Annotated in this window: 11 protein-coding genes; 3 read left to right on the forward strand and 8 right to left on the reverse strand. The window is 72.7% G+C overall.

Translation table 11 applies throughout. From position 1 onward, the window contains the following. Window positions 1-57: 57 nt before the first annotated feature. From LN042_RS26300 to LN042_RS26325, 6 genes are all read right to left on the reverse strand, one after another. Window positions 58-1,275 carry a glycosyltransferase family protein gene (locus LN042_RS26300; protein ID WP_230053857.1) on the reverse strand — a complete coding sequence of 406 codons (1,218 nt, stop codon included), beginning with the start codon at window positions 1,273-1,275 and terminating at the stop codon, window positions 58-60. Between the two features lie 86 nt (window positions 1,276-1,361). Continuing rightward, a complete protein-coding gene (locus tag LN042_RS26305; RefSeq protein ID WP_230053858.1) occupies window positions 1,362-2,888 on the reverse strand; it encodes a glycosyltransferase family 39 protein in 1,527 nt (508 codons plus the stop codon). Between the two features lie 52 nt (window positions 2,889-2,940). Next, window positions 2,941-4,161, reverse strand: coding sequence for a glycosyltransferase family 87 protein (locus LN042_RS26310; protein ID WP_230053859.1), 1,221 nt, complete (start codon window positions 4,159-4,161; stop codon window positions 2,941-2,943). Window positions 4,162-4,250: 89 nt separating this feature from the next. Continuing rightward, complete coding sequence (locus LN042_RS26315) at window positions 4,251-5,429, reverse strand: acyltransferase family protein (protein ID WP_230053860.1); 1,179 nt, start codon at window positions 5,427-5,429, stop codon at window positions 4,251-4,253. 147 nt (window positions 5,430-5,576) lie between these two features. Then, entirely contained in the window at window positions 5,577-6,263 is a 687-nt protein-coding gene (locus tag LN042_RS26320) for a LuxR C-terminal-related transcriptional regulator (RefSeq protein ID WP_230053861.1), read from the reverse strand. Continuing rightward, window positions 6,256-7,779: an ATP-binding protein gene (locus tag LN042_RS26325; RefSeq protein WP_230053862.1), complete on the reverse strand. Its 1,524-nt coding sequence runs from the start codon at window positions 7,777-7,779 to the stop codon at window positions 6,256-6,258. The genes LN042_RS26320 and LN042_RS26325 overlap by 8 nt, the downstream gene beginning before the upstream one ends. A 180-nt stretch (window positions 7,780-7,959) precedes the next feature. On the opposite strand from LN042_RS26325, the gene LN042_RS26330 reads away from it, so the two are divergent. The 3 genes from LN042_RS26330 to LN042_RS26340 all read left to right on the forward strand — a co-directional run bounded on the left by LN042_RS26330 (window position 7,960) and on the right by LN042_RS26340 (window position 10,533). Further along, complete coding sequence (locus tag LN042_RS26330; protein ID WP_230053863.1) at window positions 7,960-8,760, forward strand: SGNH/GDSL hydrolase family protein; 801 nt, start codon at window positions 7,960-7,962, stop codon at window positions 8,758-8,760. Window positions 8,761-8,839: 79 nt separating this feature from the next. Further along, window positions 8,840-10,330 carry a PspC domain-containing protein gene (locus LN042_RS26335; protein WP_230053864.1) on the forward strand — a complete coding sequence of 497 codons (1,491 nt, stop codon included), beginning with the start codon at window positions 8,840-8,842 and terminating at the stop codon, window positions 10,328-10,330. Continuing rightward, window positions 10,330-10,533, forward strand: a complete 204-nt coding sequence (locus LN042_RS26340) for a hypothetical protein (RefSeq protein ID WP_230053865.1) — start codon at window positions 10,330-10,332, stop codon at window positions 10,531-10,533. The genes LN042_RS26335 and LN042_RS26340 overlap by 1 nt, the downstream gene beginning before the upstream one ends. Before the next feature lie 6 nt (window positions 10,534-10,539). Here LN042_RS26340 and LN042_RS26345 read toward each other — a convergent pair whose 3' ends face one another. Together LN042_RS26345 and guaA are read right to left on the reverse strand one after the other, a co-directional pair. Beyond that, complete coding sequence (locus LN042_RS26345; RefSeq protein WP_230053866.1) at window positions 10,540-11,619, reverse strand: Rieske 2Fe-2S domain-containing protein; 1,080 nt, start codon at window positions 11,617-11,619, stop codon at window positions 10,540-10,542. A 206-nt stretch (window positions 11,620-11,825) separates the two neighbouring features. Continuing rightward, a complete protein-coding gene (gene guaA, locus LN042_RS26350; RefSeq protein WP_230053871.1) occupies window positions 11,826-13,412 on the reverse strand; it encodes a glutamine-hydrolyzing GMP synthase in 1,587 nt (528 codons plus the stop codon). Window positions 13,413-13,444 lie beyond the last annotated feature (32 nt).

Consider the following 13,444-nt stretch of genomic DNA (forward strand, 5'->3'; position numbering starts at 1 on the left):
CGGGAGCCCCGGGACGATCACGAGGGCTCCCGGGTACCCGGGGAGGCCGGGCGCCGCTCAGGGCGCGTCGGGGAACACGTAGACCAGGAAGCCGCCGTACAGGCCGGAGACCAGCGCGGCGGCGACCAGCACCAGCGCCAGGGTGGCCCTGTTCCTGGTCCGGGCCAGGCCGGCGGCGACCGGCAGCAGCAGCCCGAACGCGCCGAGCAGGAACCGGGCCCGTGACGTGAAGTACGCGGCGTCGCCCAGCGCCAGCACCAGGGTGGCCGCGCTCAGCAGCACCACCGCCGCCGGCTGGCGCTGCAGCACCGAGACGCCCATCAGCACCACACTGGCGATCAGCACCGCGGCGACCACCGCCTGGGTCAGCCAGACGGGGTGCGCGCTGCTGAGCAGCTCGACGATCGCGTGAAGGGTGTTCCGGCCGAAGTCGAAGTGGGAGTTCCAGGCCTCCTGCACCTTGAAGTAGGCGTCCCAGCGTCCCTTGACCAGCCCGACCCAGCCGATGAAGCCGACGAAGCCCACCGGCGCGAGCAGCACCGCGAGCGCCGGTCGCCACCGCGCCGGCCCGCCGTCCCGGTGACCGCGCACCAGCTCCGGCAGCGCGGCGCCGACGACCGCGACCGCGACCGCGAGGCCGGTCGGGCGGGTCAGCCCGGCCAGCGAGGCCAGCACGCCCGCCGAGACCCACCGCCGGGCCACCGCCTGGTGCACCGCCCAGACCGAGAAGGCCGTGAAGAGCAGCTCGGAGTAGGCCAGGCTCTCCACCACCGCGACCGGCACCGAGCCCCAGAGGGTCGCGGTCAGCACGCCCATCCGCCGCCCGTACAGCCGTGCGGCGACCGCGAACATGCCCCAGGCCGCGACCAGGGAGGCGGCCCAGGCGATGGCCAGTGCGGCCACGTTGTAGGCCAGCGGGGTCGCCCAGGCGAGTGCCCGGATGGCCGCCGGGTACATCGGGAAGAAGGCGTACGACTGGTACGGGCCGTTCGGGCCGGGCACCAGCGGGACCCGGCCGTACCCGAGCTCGGCGATCCGCTGGTAGAAGCCGGCGTCCCACAGGGTGCTCAGCCGGTACAGCGCGTTGACGCCGTGCCGCTCCCCCCAAGCCACCAGGATCAGTACGCCGACCACCCGGGTGCCCAGATAGGCGAGCAGGGCCGGTGCGGCGAACCGCAGCTCCCTCCTGAACCGGTGCCCCGCCCGGCCGACCGCCGCCGAGGCGACCGTGGCCGGGGCGCGGCCGGGAGCGGCGACGAGCGGCTGCGATGTCACGCTGACTCCTACGGACGGCTGGCTGCTGACGTCCCGTCGCGAGACGCCGACTCCGGAACGTCCGTCCGGCCGACGCTCCTGTCGGCCTAATGCTGCCGCTGGAGGAGGGTCACCGTGATGCCCGACACGTGCTTGCTCTCGACCTTGGTGTACTCGGTCTCCAGGACTTGCTGCTGAGCCTTCGAGAATCCCTTGAACGGCTGGTCCGGGTCGGTGTAGTCGACCACCCAGATGCGCGGCACGCCGGCGGCGCACGCGGCCGGCTGCGGGCACTCGACCGCGTACAGGTCCTTGTGCTGCACCGGGCTCTCCTCGGCGAAGACGTCCTTGGGCTGCACCGACCGGGGGAGGTAGTACTCGATCGCGAAGTTCAGCATCATGTACGACTGGTCGCCGCGCACCGGCGCCATGCCGTCGCCCGGCCGGTAGCCCTGGGCGATGATCCGCGCCGCGCCCCGCTCGTCGGCCAGCTCGTGGGAGTTCCGCTCGCGGAGGTGCTGCTGGTCCTGAAGCCCGATCCAGGCGGTGCCGACCAGGCCGATCGCGATCAGCGCCCGCGGGCGCAGCGCGGTCAGCCCGGCGCCCGCCAGCACCGCCCAGGCCGGCACGGTGAAGAGCAGGTAGCGGTCGAGGAAGTAGGCGGTGTGGCCCTGCGAGACGTACCAGATCAGCACGATCGGCAGAGCCGCGACGAGACCGATCTCGAAGGCCGCCCGGCGGCCCTTGGGCCAGGCGGCCGGCAGCGCCACCAGGCACAGGACGCACCCGCCGACCAGGGACGACTGGAACAGCCCGTGCCACACGGCGGAGAACTGCTGGAAGGTCGGCGACTGCAGCCAGGAGATCTGCCGCCCGACCTGGCGGTGGCCGAGGATCACCAGCGGCACGACCGGCAGCAGCGCGGCGGCCACGGTGGCCGGGAACCCGATCAGCAGGGCCCGCCGGCGCTGCCGCCACCAGCGCATCCCCGCCACCACGGCGTGCGGCGCCAGCACGCTGAGCGACACCATGTGGAACAGCCCCGCGGCGGCCACCGCCGCCCCGTACGGCAGCCAGCGCTGCCAGTCGGGCCGCTCCAGCGCGCGCAGCAGCAAGTAGGTGGCCGCCGCCACCGCGAGCACGGCGAAGGCGTAGGAGCGCGCCTCCTGGGCGAACCGGGAGACGCTCGGCAGCACCGCGAAGAGCAGGCCGGCGACCAGTCCGGCCGGGACGCCGAACTGCTTGCGGGCGGTCAGCGCCACCAGGGCGGCGGCGCCGGCCATGGCCAGTGCGGACGGAAGTCGGAACACCGTCGGCGAGTCGCCGAACGCCGAGACCCAGTAGTGCATCAGCAGGTAGTAGGCGCCCGAGACGGCGTCCACGTGGTGCAGTACCGCGATCAGCTGACCGGTGCTCCGGGTCGCCGCGCTCCAGGTCGCCAACTCGTCGCGCCACAGCTCGGGACGCCAGCTGCCGCGCACGCCCAGCCCGAGGGTCAGCAGTGCGGGCCAGAGCCAGAAGGTCCTCGGCAGCTGCTTGCGAGCCTCCTTCCACAGGCGCTCGGTCCCCGGACTGCCGTCCTGGGCGTCGTCGGCGGGTGCCGCGGCCTCGTGCGCGACGGCGCTGCTGCTCATCGTCAGACCTTCCGGCTCTCAATCGTCAGCTTGGACGTGTCTCCTGAGGAGGTCACGCGGTCGCCGACAGCTGGCCCTCCCGACCGGTTCCGGAGGCCTGGTCGTGCTCCAGCTCGTCCGGTTCCGGGCCCTGCGACGGACTTCCCCCGAAGAAGGCACGGTACAACAGCACCAGTGCGACCGTGACGTTGACCGCCGCCACGGAGTAGGCCCAATTCTGCACGGGGTCCAGCTTGGGATGGTTGAAGCCGGACAGTCGCGGCACCAGCGCCACCCAGATCCACGCCGAACGGGCGGCCGCGCCGCGGCGGACCACCGAGGCCAGCAGCACCGGCAGGATGATGAAGACGTAGTGGTCGAAGGACGGCCGGCTGATCACCAGCGCGGCGACCATCAGCATGGTGCCGGTCTCGACCAGCCGCAGCGCCTCGTCACCGCCGGCCCGCCAGCGCCACCAGGCACCGACCAGCAGGGCCAGGGCCAGCGCCGCGCCGATCCCGAACGCCAGCCCGTCCGGCACGCCGAGCCGCGGCAGCAGGGTGCCCAGCGAGGCGTCGTAGGGCCGGGCGAACTGGTCCTGACCGTGCAGCAGGAACGGCAGCGTCTTGGTGAAGAACAGGCCGGGGTGCGGCATCAGCGCGGCCGCGCCGATCGCCAGCACGCTCGGCACCACGGCGGCCGCGGCGAACGCCCCCCAGCGCCGGGCGATGAGGAACAGCAGCGCCAGCGGCACCAGCATCGGCTTGGTGGCGATGGCCAGACCGACCACGACACCCGCCCAGACCCACCTGGAGCGGTGCGCCAGCAGCAGCGCCAGCGGCAGGGCCAGCGCGGAGTAGCTGGTCCAGTTGCCCAGCTGCACCAGGTTCCGGAACGGGCTGAGGAAGCAGAGCAGCAGGACGCCGATCACGGACAGCCGGCTGATCACCGAGACCCGGAAGATCCGCAGCGCGAAGAACCAGCCGACCAGCACCATGCCGGCGGTGGAGAGCGGAACCAGCCAGCTGAGGGTGTGGTGGGACACCCAGGTCTGCGGGACCGCGATCAGCACCGAGCTCGGGAAGTAGAGGAACCGCTTGTCGGCGTACGGCGAGCCGCCGTTCACGAAGGTCTTCGCGGCCTTCACCACGATGGAGTCGTCCATCATGTCGATGCCGCTGAGGGTCCCCCCGTAGACGGTGATCCAGAACATCGCCACCGCGGCGCCGAGGGCCGGGAGCGACGCCCGGGTCCGCAACCACGGCCCGATGTCAGGACCTGCAGATGTTCTCATGGGAAACCCACCCTGTGTGTCGCAACGTCTGTCGGAAGAAGGACGGCGGCCGGGCACGCGGCCGCGGCGGCGGCCCGCGGTGCCGTGCGTCAGCTCCGCCGCGGCTCGGCCGCCTGCCGGACCTGGTCGAAGGACTTCTTCATGGCGTTCGTCAGGAGCGGCGCCAGCGGACGTTCCACCAGCCGGTGCACCAGCCAGGCGGCGATCAGCATGACGACGAGCGCGGTGCAGAGCGCCGCGTACGGCGTGAACGAGTGGTGGCGCAGCTTGTGGATGAGCTCGAAGCCGATCTCCTGGTGGATCAGGTAGACCGGGTAGGTGAGCGCGCCGGCGACGGAGAGCCACTTCCACTGAATCCGGTTGAACCAGCCGAGCGCGGCCCCCAGCACCGCCACGAAGGCGATCGTGATCAGGCCGAACACCACGGTCCAGGACATGTGCTTCCAGGTCGCGTAGTGGTTGGCGTCGATCACCCACTTGATGCGTTCCTGCGCCATCATCCAGCAGATCCCGATCATGCCGAAGAGCATCAGGTTCGGCCCGAACCGGTAGATCAGGTACATCAGCACGCCGGCGATGAAGTACCAGGAGTAGGTGGCCTGGAAGAGCGTCTCCAGGATCGGCATGTTGGCCTTGGGGGTGATCGCGGCCGCGACCATCCACAGGCCGCAGAACGCGACCACCTTGCGGTAGGTCAGCCCGGTCGCCATCAGGAGGCCGAACATGATGTAGAACCGCAGCTCGGCCCAGAGGGTCCAGTAGACCGGGTCTATCGGGTCGACGTTCAACGGGTCGTTGAGCATGGTGAGGTTGCTCAGCACCCGGCTGGGCGTCGGGTGCTGGGTGTTGGCGCCCCATATGGTGTGCGAGAAGTACAGCACCGCCGAGGTGAGCAGCACGCTGAACCAGTAGGCGGGGAAGAGCCGGGCCACCCGGGACGCGGCGAAGTCGCCCACCGACTTGCCCCAGCAGGACATGCAGATCACGAAGCCGCTGATCAGGAAGAAGAGCTCGACACCGACCCAGCCGTACTGGGCCGGCTTGTGCAGCAGCGGCAGCAGCTTGGCGGTCTGGCCGTTCCAGACACCGGTGAACGTCTGCACCCCGGCCCAGTGCCAGAGGACCACGCCCAGGGCGGCGACCAACCGCATGCCGTCCAGCACGTAGAGCCGCGGGCGCTTGACCCTGGCCTTCGCGGCCGCCGGATCCCGCTCGGAATCCTCGGCAGCCGGACGCTCCGGAGCGGTGACAGTGGGAGTATGGGCCATCAGACCAAGCTCTCGACTCTGGGACGGGGTACGCACCACACCGGTCCGGGCACGCGTTGGGCCGACCATATCGCCTTGACGACTGGGCTATCCATTCGGGCGTTCCGGGGCCTGCCCGCCCGCGGACCCGGCTCCCGGCCCGTTCCGTCACACCAGGCGGCGCGCCGTCGCCCAGCGGGTCAGCTCGTGACGGTTGCTCAGCTGGAGCTTGCGCAGCACCGCGGAGACGTGGCTCTCCACCGTCTTCACCGAGATGAACAGCTGCTTCGCGATCTCCTTGTACGCGTAGCCGCGGGCGATCAGCCGCAGCACCTCGCGCTCGCGCTGGGTCAGCCGGTCCAGGTCCTCGTCCACCGGGGGCGTGTCGGTGGCGGCGAACGCGTCCAGCACGAAGCCGGCCAGCCGGGGCGAGAAGACCGCGTCGCCGTCGGCGATCCGGAAGACGGCGTCGACCAGGTCGGTGCCGGTGATGGTCTTGGTGACGTAGCCGCGGGCACCGCCGCGGATCACCCCGATCACGTCCTCGGCCGCGTCCGAGACCGACAGCGCCAGGAATTTCACACCGCCGGGCTCACCCATCACCCCGGCCGAACGGCGCAACACCTCGACCCCGCCGCCGCCGGGGAGGTGGACGTCGAGCAGCACCACGTCCGGTCGGGTCTCGGCGACCACCCGGACCGCCGACTCGACGTCATCGGCCTCGCCCACCACGTCGATCCCGGTGCTCTCGGTGCGGCCGATCTCGGCCCGCACCCCGGTGCGGAACATCCGGTGGTCGTCCACCAGCACCACCCGTGCGGTCCTCCCCGGTGTGCTGGGCACAACGTCATTCATCAGCAGCTCTCTCCATCTCCAGCTCGACCTCGGTGCCGCCGTCCGGCGCGGGCCGCAGCCGGGCCGTGCCGCCGTTGCGCTTCATCCGGCCGATGATCGACTCCCGTACGCCCATCCGGTCCTCCGGCACGGTGTCCGGGTCGAAGCCGGGGCCGTGGTCGCGCACGAACACCAGCACCGTCCTCCCCTCCACCTCGGCGTAGACCTGCACCGGTCCCCCGCCACCGTACTTGGCGGCGTTCACCATGGCTTCCCGCGCGGCCTGCATCTGCGCGGCGATCCGCTCGTCCATCGGGCAGTCACCGACGCAGACCAGCTCGATCGGCACGCCGTGCCGGTCCTCGACCTCGGCGACCACCTGGCGGATCCGTTCGGCCAGGGTATCGGGAGCGGCCTCGGCGGCGGCCTCCGGACGGTAGAGCCACAGCCGCAGCTCGCGCTCCTGGGCGCGGGCCAGCCGCTGCACCTCCTTCGGGTCCTCGGACCGCCGCTGGATCAGCGTCAGCGTGTGGAGCACCGAGTCATGGATGTGCGCGGCTATCTCGGCCCGTTCCTGGGCCCGGATCCGGGCGGTGCGCTCGGCCCCGAGGTCCTGCCACAGCCGCAGCGCGTACGGGCCCACCAGCACCAGCACCCCGGCCAGCACCGCGAGCGACGCCTCCAGCACCGCGCCCACCCCGTTGCCGGTGCCCTCCACCACCAGGAAGCCGATGATGCCGGCCGCCACCAGCAGCACCCCGGCACCGACCCGGGCCACCGCACTGCGCCGCCGGGCGCCGGCCAGCCCGAACCAGCGCGCCCAGCGGGCGTCGTCGGCCTGCCGCCAGACCAGCGCCACACCCACGCCGATCGCCAGCAGCGGCCAGGCGTAGGGCTGCGAGGACTGCAGGTGCAGCGCGTTGAGCAGCCACATCACGCCGACCACCAGCATCAGCAGAGCGGCCAGCTGGCCGGCGTTGCGGCGGCTGGCGGCGGCGGACGGCTCGCCTGGCACGGCCTGCGCGGCGATCACCGGCTCACCCTGGAAGGTGCCCTGCAGCAGGTCCCGCAGCCGGCCGAGGCGGCCGCGCCCGGCCTTGCGCAGCGGGTCGGGGGTCACCCAGGCGCCGGCCGGCACGAACTGCCCGCCGGCCCACACCCAGCCTGCGCCCGGGGCCGGCTCGCCGATGCCGATCGGCACCACGAACCAGAACGCCGCGTAGAGCAGCACCCCGATGCCGTTGGCGAAGAAGAGCAGCACGAAGGCGGCCCGCACCCAGGTGACCGGCAGCCCGAGGTGCACCGCGAGGCCGTGCGCCACACCGCCCAGCATCCGCGAGTGCGGGCTGCGGTGGAGCTTGCGGTACGGCGGGCGGGCCGACCCCGGCTTGGGCCCGTCCGGCCCGTCGGCGGCCGCGGCGCTGTGGCCGGCGCCGCCGGCCCCGGGCCCCTCCGGCCCGTCGGCGGAGGTTCGGTCGGCGGCCGGAGCGGGGACGGCGGTCGCGGAGACTGCGGGTTCGGGAGCTGGGCTTGCCACGGGAGAGATGGTCACACGGTCGCAGGTCCGAATGCATCAGGGTCGTCCCCCTAGGTGCTGAAGACGCTCGGCGACAGGCTGTTTCGACCCGGCCCGGCACCGCTTCCGCTGGCACGATCTCTGCCTGCCTGCCACACCGTCCGCTGACGGGCAGTCACCCGACGTCCAGGAGGACCCACCGTGCCACGACTCTTCCCTCGCGCCCTGGCCGCACTGCTCAGCACGGCCTGCGGAGCGCTCTGCCTGCTGGCCACCCCGGCCGCGGCCCAGGAGGCCTCCGGGGAGCACTCGATCCCGGTGGTGCGGGTGATGCCACTGGGTGACTCGATCACCGCCGGAGTCGGCAGCAGCACCAAGGCGGGCTACCGCATGCCGCTGTGGAACCTGATCAGCGGACAGTCCCGCTACAGCGCGCAGTTCGTCGGATCGCAGCGCGACGGCGACTTCGCCCAGCCGTGGCACGAGGGCCACAGCGGCTGGTTGATCGGTGACATCGACGCCCATGTCGACCAGTGGCTGGCCGCCAATCCCCCCGACGTGATCCTCCTGCACATCGGCATCAACGACCTGAACCGCAACGTGGACGTCGCGCACGCCCCCGACCGGCTGGCCGCCCTGCTGGACCGCATCTACACCGACGCGCCGGACGTGACGGTGGTCCTGCAAGGCCTCATCCCGACGACCCCGGGGCTGCAGGGCGCGGTTCACGCGTTCAACCAGCGGGCCCGGCAGCTGGAGCCGGTCGAGTCCCGGCGGCACCGGCAGTTCGACTACATCGATGCGCCCGCGCTGGCGCCGACCGAGTTCGCCGACTCCCTGCACCCCAACGACCTTGGCTACGCCAGGATGGCCGAGGCCTACTTCCAGGAGCTCAACGGCGAACTCGACGGCCCGCAGGCGGCCAAGGCGCAGATCACCGACGCCCGGCCCGCCGCCCCGCAGGAGCCGAAGTCGCAGCTGCCGGTGAACGCCTGTCCCTGAGCCCCCTCAGGGACAGTTCAGGGTCCCACCGGGGGCTCTCCCGGTCCCGCCGGTCCCGCGCAACCCGCAGGATAGGGGCATGACCGAGGAGCAGAGCACAGCGCCCACCGATCCGGGCGGCCACGACGAGCCGGGGGCCCAGCGGCCGCCGCTGGCCCGCAGCGAGGACCACCGGGTGGTGGGCGGCGTCTGCGCCGGCCTCGGGCGGCACCTGGACATCGACCCGGTGGTGTTCCGGGTGGTCACGGCGGTGCTCTGCCTGACCGGGGGCCTCGGTCTCTTCCTGTACGGCCTGGCCTGGCTGATCGTGCCCAGCGAGGAGGGCGACGCCAAGCACGGGCGGACCGAGCTGCAGCGGCTGCTGACCGGGCGGGTCGACGGGCAGTCGATCGGCGCGGTGCTGATGACGGTGATCGGCACCGGGGTGTTCTTCTCCTGGATCGGCAGCGGCGACTCCGTGATGCCGCTGCTGCTGCTCGGTGCCATGGTGTTCTTCGCCGTCCGGTACGACCCGGAGCGGCGGCGCCGGGCCCGCGGCGCCGGCGCCCCGCCGCGTCCCGCCGGCCCGTACGACCGGGCCGCCGCCGAGCCGGGCGGCGGCCAGCCGGGCGGCGCCGACGGATCGCCGCCGGCCGACCGGCAGCGCCGGCGGCTGGATCTCCACACCCGGTGGACGACCCCCGAGAGCGGGTTCCAGCCCCGGGTCGGCCTCGCCGAGGAGGCCGTCGCCGCCACCACCACCGTCACCGACGCCCCGCCCGCCGACACCCCGCCGACCGGCCGTACCGGCTACCTGTGGGACCCGCGCCACCCGGACCGCGACCCCTGGGGGGCCGCCGCCACCCCGCCACCCGGGATGCCCGCGCAGGCCTGGTGGCAGCGGACCGACCTGCCCCAGGGCGACCCGCTGCGCAAGAGCGTCCCGCCGGTGCCGCCCGCCCCGGCGCGGCCCCGCCGGGAGGGGGAGCGCTCGGTGCTGGGGCTGTGCGGCCTGCTGATCGCGGTCGGCGCGGCCTGGGCGGTCTGGAGCACCGGCGGGCGCTCCCCCGTGCTGCTCTCCACCGTGCTGGCCACCGGCCTGCTGGTGCTCGGCCTGACCTTGCTGGTCGGCTCGCGCTGGGGCCGGGCCCGCAGACTGGCGGTTCCGGCGCTGCTGACCACGCTGGCCCTGGCCGGCCTCGGCCGCACTCCCGCGGTGACCGGCGACGCCATCGGCCACCGCAGCTACGCCCCGGTGAACGCCCAGGACGTGCGGCGCAGCTATCTGCTCGGCGCCGGTGACCTGCACCTCGACCTGTCGTCGCTCGACCCGCGCGGCACCACCGTGACCAGTACCATCAGACTCGGTGCCGGCAACGCCGTGGTGGTGCTGCCGCCGGACCTGGCCGCGGATCTGACACTGCGGACCGTAGCCGGCCAGCTCCAGCTCCCGGACGGTTCGCCCAGCGACTCCGACGGGATCGGCGCGCACCGCACGGTGCACTTCGACGCGGCGGACGGCGCGGCCGCCAAGGGGACCGTCGACCTCACCGTGGAGGTCGGCCTCGGCGACGTTCAGGTGGTGCGGTGATGAAGCGGCATAGGTTCGACCTCTTCTCGTTCCTGTCCGGCGGCCTGTTCACGGTGCTCGCCGTGCTCTACCTGCTGGCCTCGCTGAACCACACCCGGGTCAACGGCCGGATCGTGGTGCCGGTCACCCTGATCGTGCTCGGCGCGGCGGGGCTGGCCGGCGCGGTGGCCGCCGCGGTGTCCCGCCGCGGCAGGGACGACTGAGGCCGGTCAGCCCTGCCGCGGGCCGAGGTCCAGCCGGTCGCCGTCCTTGCTGACGGCGTACCGGGGCAGCGGCTTGACGGCGGGCCCGGTCAGCACCGCGCCGGTGGCGGCGTCGAACCGGGAACCGTGGCAGGGGCAGCTGAGCTGCCCGCCCTTCGGCGGGTCGACCGTGCAGCCGGCGTGGGTGCAGATCGAGGAGAGCCCGGTGTACCGGCCGGCCTTCGGCTGCACGATGTAGACGGCGTCGCCGGTGGCCGGGTCGGTGACCGTGGCGGAGCCGCCGACCGGCACGTCGGCGGCGGCGACCGAGACCTTGCCGGTGCTGGGGGCGGAGCCCGTCGGGGCGGCGCCGGTCGGGGTGGAGGCGGTCGGGGCGGCGCCGGTCGGGCCGGCGCTCGGCGCCGGCTTCCTGCGGACGAAGGTGGCGGTGAGCGAGCCGAGCAGCAGCCCGGCCCCGCCCAGCGCGACCGCCGCGATCGAGCCGTCCACGAGGGTCCGCCGGCGCACCGCGTCCTCGGTCAGCCCCCGGGCCCGGTCCCGCCCGGCCCGCCCGGCCAGGTACCCGTCCACCGACAGGTACGGGGTGCCGGCCAGCAGCATCGCCGTCCAGCCCATCAGGTAGGGCAGGTCGTTGCCCAGGTAGTAGGGGGTGACGTTGAAGCTGACGGTCAGGAAGAGCGTCAGGCTGAGCAGCGCGCCGCCGAGCGCGGCGAGGCGCCCCCAGAGGCCGAAGAGGGTGCCGAGGCCGACCGCCAGCTCGCCGAAGGCGATCAGCAGCGCGAAGAACGCCGGGGCGTGCAGCGCCGGTTCGAGCAGCGCGCCCACCGGGCTGTGCGGCTTGGCGGCCAGCGTCTGGGAGTAGAAGGACTGCGGGTCGCCCGGGCCGGCCAGGTAGTGGCCGTCCGCCAGCTTGTCCAGGGCGGCGTAGCTGAAGGTGAGACCGAGGAAGAGCCGCAGCGGCAGCAGCGCGTACCGGCCGGCCAGCGCCTTCCAGGCCGCCGTGCGCCCGGAGCCCCCGGCGGGCACCGGGGGCTGCTCGTTGCCGGAGCCGTCGGACTCCAGCGAGTCCCGGGTGCCCTCGATCATCACGCCACCTTCCGGTTCGCCACGTCGGCTCGTTGCCGCTCCGCACCGCATTCTGCCCGGTCGGGCGGCGTTTCGACGGTAACCGGTCACCCCCGGTGCCAGTCCCGACCGCACCCGCGACCCGGCCGGAACTGACGCGAACGGCCGCACCGCCACCCATCGGTACGTGGGCGGCGGTGCGGCCGTTCAAACGCCTGCGGGAGGAATCACTCCCACTCGATGGTGCCCGGCGGCTTGCTGGTGACGTCCAGCACCACGCGGTTCACCTCGCGCACCTCGTTGGTGATCCGGGTGGAGATCCGGGCCAGCACGTCGTAGGGCAGCCGCGACCAGTCGGCGGTCATGGCGTCCTCGGAGGAGACCGGGCGCAGCACGATCGGGTGGCCGTAGGTGCGGCCGTCGCCCTGCACGCCGACGCTGCGGACGTCCGCCAGCAGCACCACCGGGCACTGCCAGATCTCGCGGTCCAGACCGGCGGCGGTCAACTCCTCGCGGGCGATCGCGTCGGCCTCGCGCAGCAGGTCCAGGCGCTCCTTGGTGACCTCACCGACGATCCGGATGCCCAGGCCGGGGCCGGGGAACGGCTGGCGCTGGACGATCTCCTCCGGCAGGCCGAGCTCCTGGCCGACCATCCGGACCTCGTCCTTGAACAGCTTGCGCAGCGGCTCGACCAGCTGGAACTCGAGGTCCTCGGGCAGGCCGCCGACGTTGTGGTGGGACTTGATGTTGGCGGTGCCGGTGCCGCCGCCGGACTCCACCACGTCCGGGTACAGGGTGCCCTGCACCAGGAACTCCACCGCCGGGCCCTCGTCCGCGATGATCTCGGCCTGCGCCTGCTCGAAGACCCGGATGAACTCCCGGCCGATGATCTTGCGCTTCTCCTCCGGGTCGGTGACGCCCTTGAGTGCGGTCAGGAACCGCTCCTCGGCGTCCACCACCTTGAGTTTGACCCCGGTGGCGGCCACGAAGTCCTTCTCGACCTGCTCGGTCTCGCCCTTGCGCATCAGGCCGTGGTCGACGTAGACGCAGGTCAGCTGGTCGCCGATGGCCTTGGCCACCAGCGCGGCCGCGACCGCGGAGTCGACGCCGCCGGACAGGCCGCAGATCGCGCGCTTGTCGCCCACCTGGGCCTTGATCAGCGCGACCTGTTCGTCGACCACGTTGTGGGTGGTCCAGGTCGGCGCGAGGCCGGCGCCGCGGTAGAGGAAGTGCTCCAGGATCTGCTGGCCGTGCGTGGAGTGCAGCACCTCGGGGTGGTACTGGACGCCGTAGAGCTTGGCCTCGTCGTTCTCGAAGGCGGCGACCGGGACCACGTCGGTGGACCCGGTAACGGTGAAGCCCTCGGGGGCGGCGGAGCAGGCGTCCCCGTGCGACATCCAGACCGACTGCTCGGTGGGGGTGCCCTCGAACAGGGTCGAGCCGGGCTTGCTGACGTACAGCGGGGTGCGGCCGTACTCCCGGGCGCCGGTGTTGTCGACGGTGCCGCCGAGCGTGATCGCCATCAGCTGGAAGCCGTAGCACATGCCGAAGACCGGGACACCGGCCTCGAAGATCGCGCGGTCCAGGCGGGGTGCGCCGGCCTCGTAGACCGAGGAGGGGCCGCCGGAGAGGATGATGGCCTTCGGGTTCTTGGCGAGCATCTCGGCGACCGGCATGGTGCTCGGCACGATCTCGCTGTAGACCCGCGCCTCACGCACCCGACGGGCGATGAGCTGGGCGTACTGGGCACCGAAGTCGACGACCAGGACGGTGTCGACCGCGGGTGCGGACTGGTCGGAGGTAGCAGGTGACACAGACGGCCTTCCGGCGGGCAATCGAGGGGTCG

Source organism: Kitasatospora humi (assembly GCF_020907985.1).
GTDB lineage: Bacteria > Actinomycetota > Actinomycetes > Streptomycetales > Streptomycetaceae > Kitasatospora > Kitasatospora humi.

Excerpts from the sequence above, each read along its gene's own strand:
- LN042_RS26305 (WP_230053858.1), bottom strand. The coding sequence starts at position 2,888 with ATGAGCAGCAGCGCCGTCGCGCACGAGGCCGCGGCACCCGCCGACGAC.
- LN042_RS26345 (WP_230053866.1), bottom strand. The coding sequence starts at position 11,619 with ATGATCGAGGGCACCCGGGACTCGCTGGAGTCCGACGGCTCCGGCAAC.
- LN042_RS26340 (WP_230053865.1), top strand. The coding sequence starts at position 10,330 with ATGAAGCGGCATAGGTTCGACCTCTTCTCGTTCCTGTCCGGCGGCCTG.
- LN042_RS26320 (WP_230053861.1), bottom strand. The coding sequence starts at position 6,263 with ATGAATGACGTTGTGCCCAGCACACCGGGGAGGACCGCACGGGTGGTG.
- LN042_RS26310 (WP_230053859.1), bottom strand. The coding sequence starts at position 4,161 with ATGAGAACATCTGCAGGTCCTGACATCGGGCCGTGGTTGCGGACCCGG.
- LN042_RS26335 (WP_230053864.1), top strand. The coding sequence starts at position 8,840 with ATGACCGAGGAGCAGAGCACAGCGCCCACCGATCCGGGCGGCCACGAC.
- LN042_RS26315 (WP_230053860.1), bottom strand. The coding sequence starts at position 5,429 with ATGGCCCATACTCCCACTGTCACCGCTCCGGAGCGTCCGGCTGCCGAG.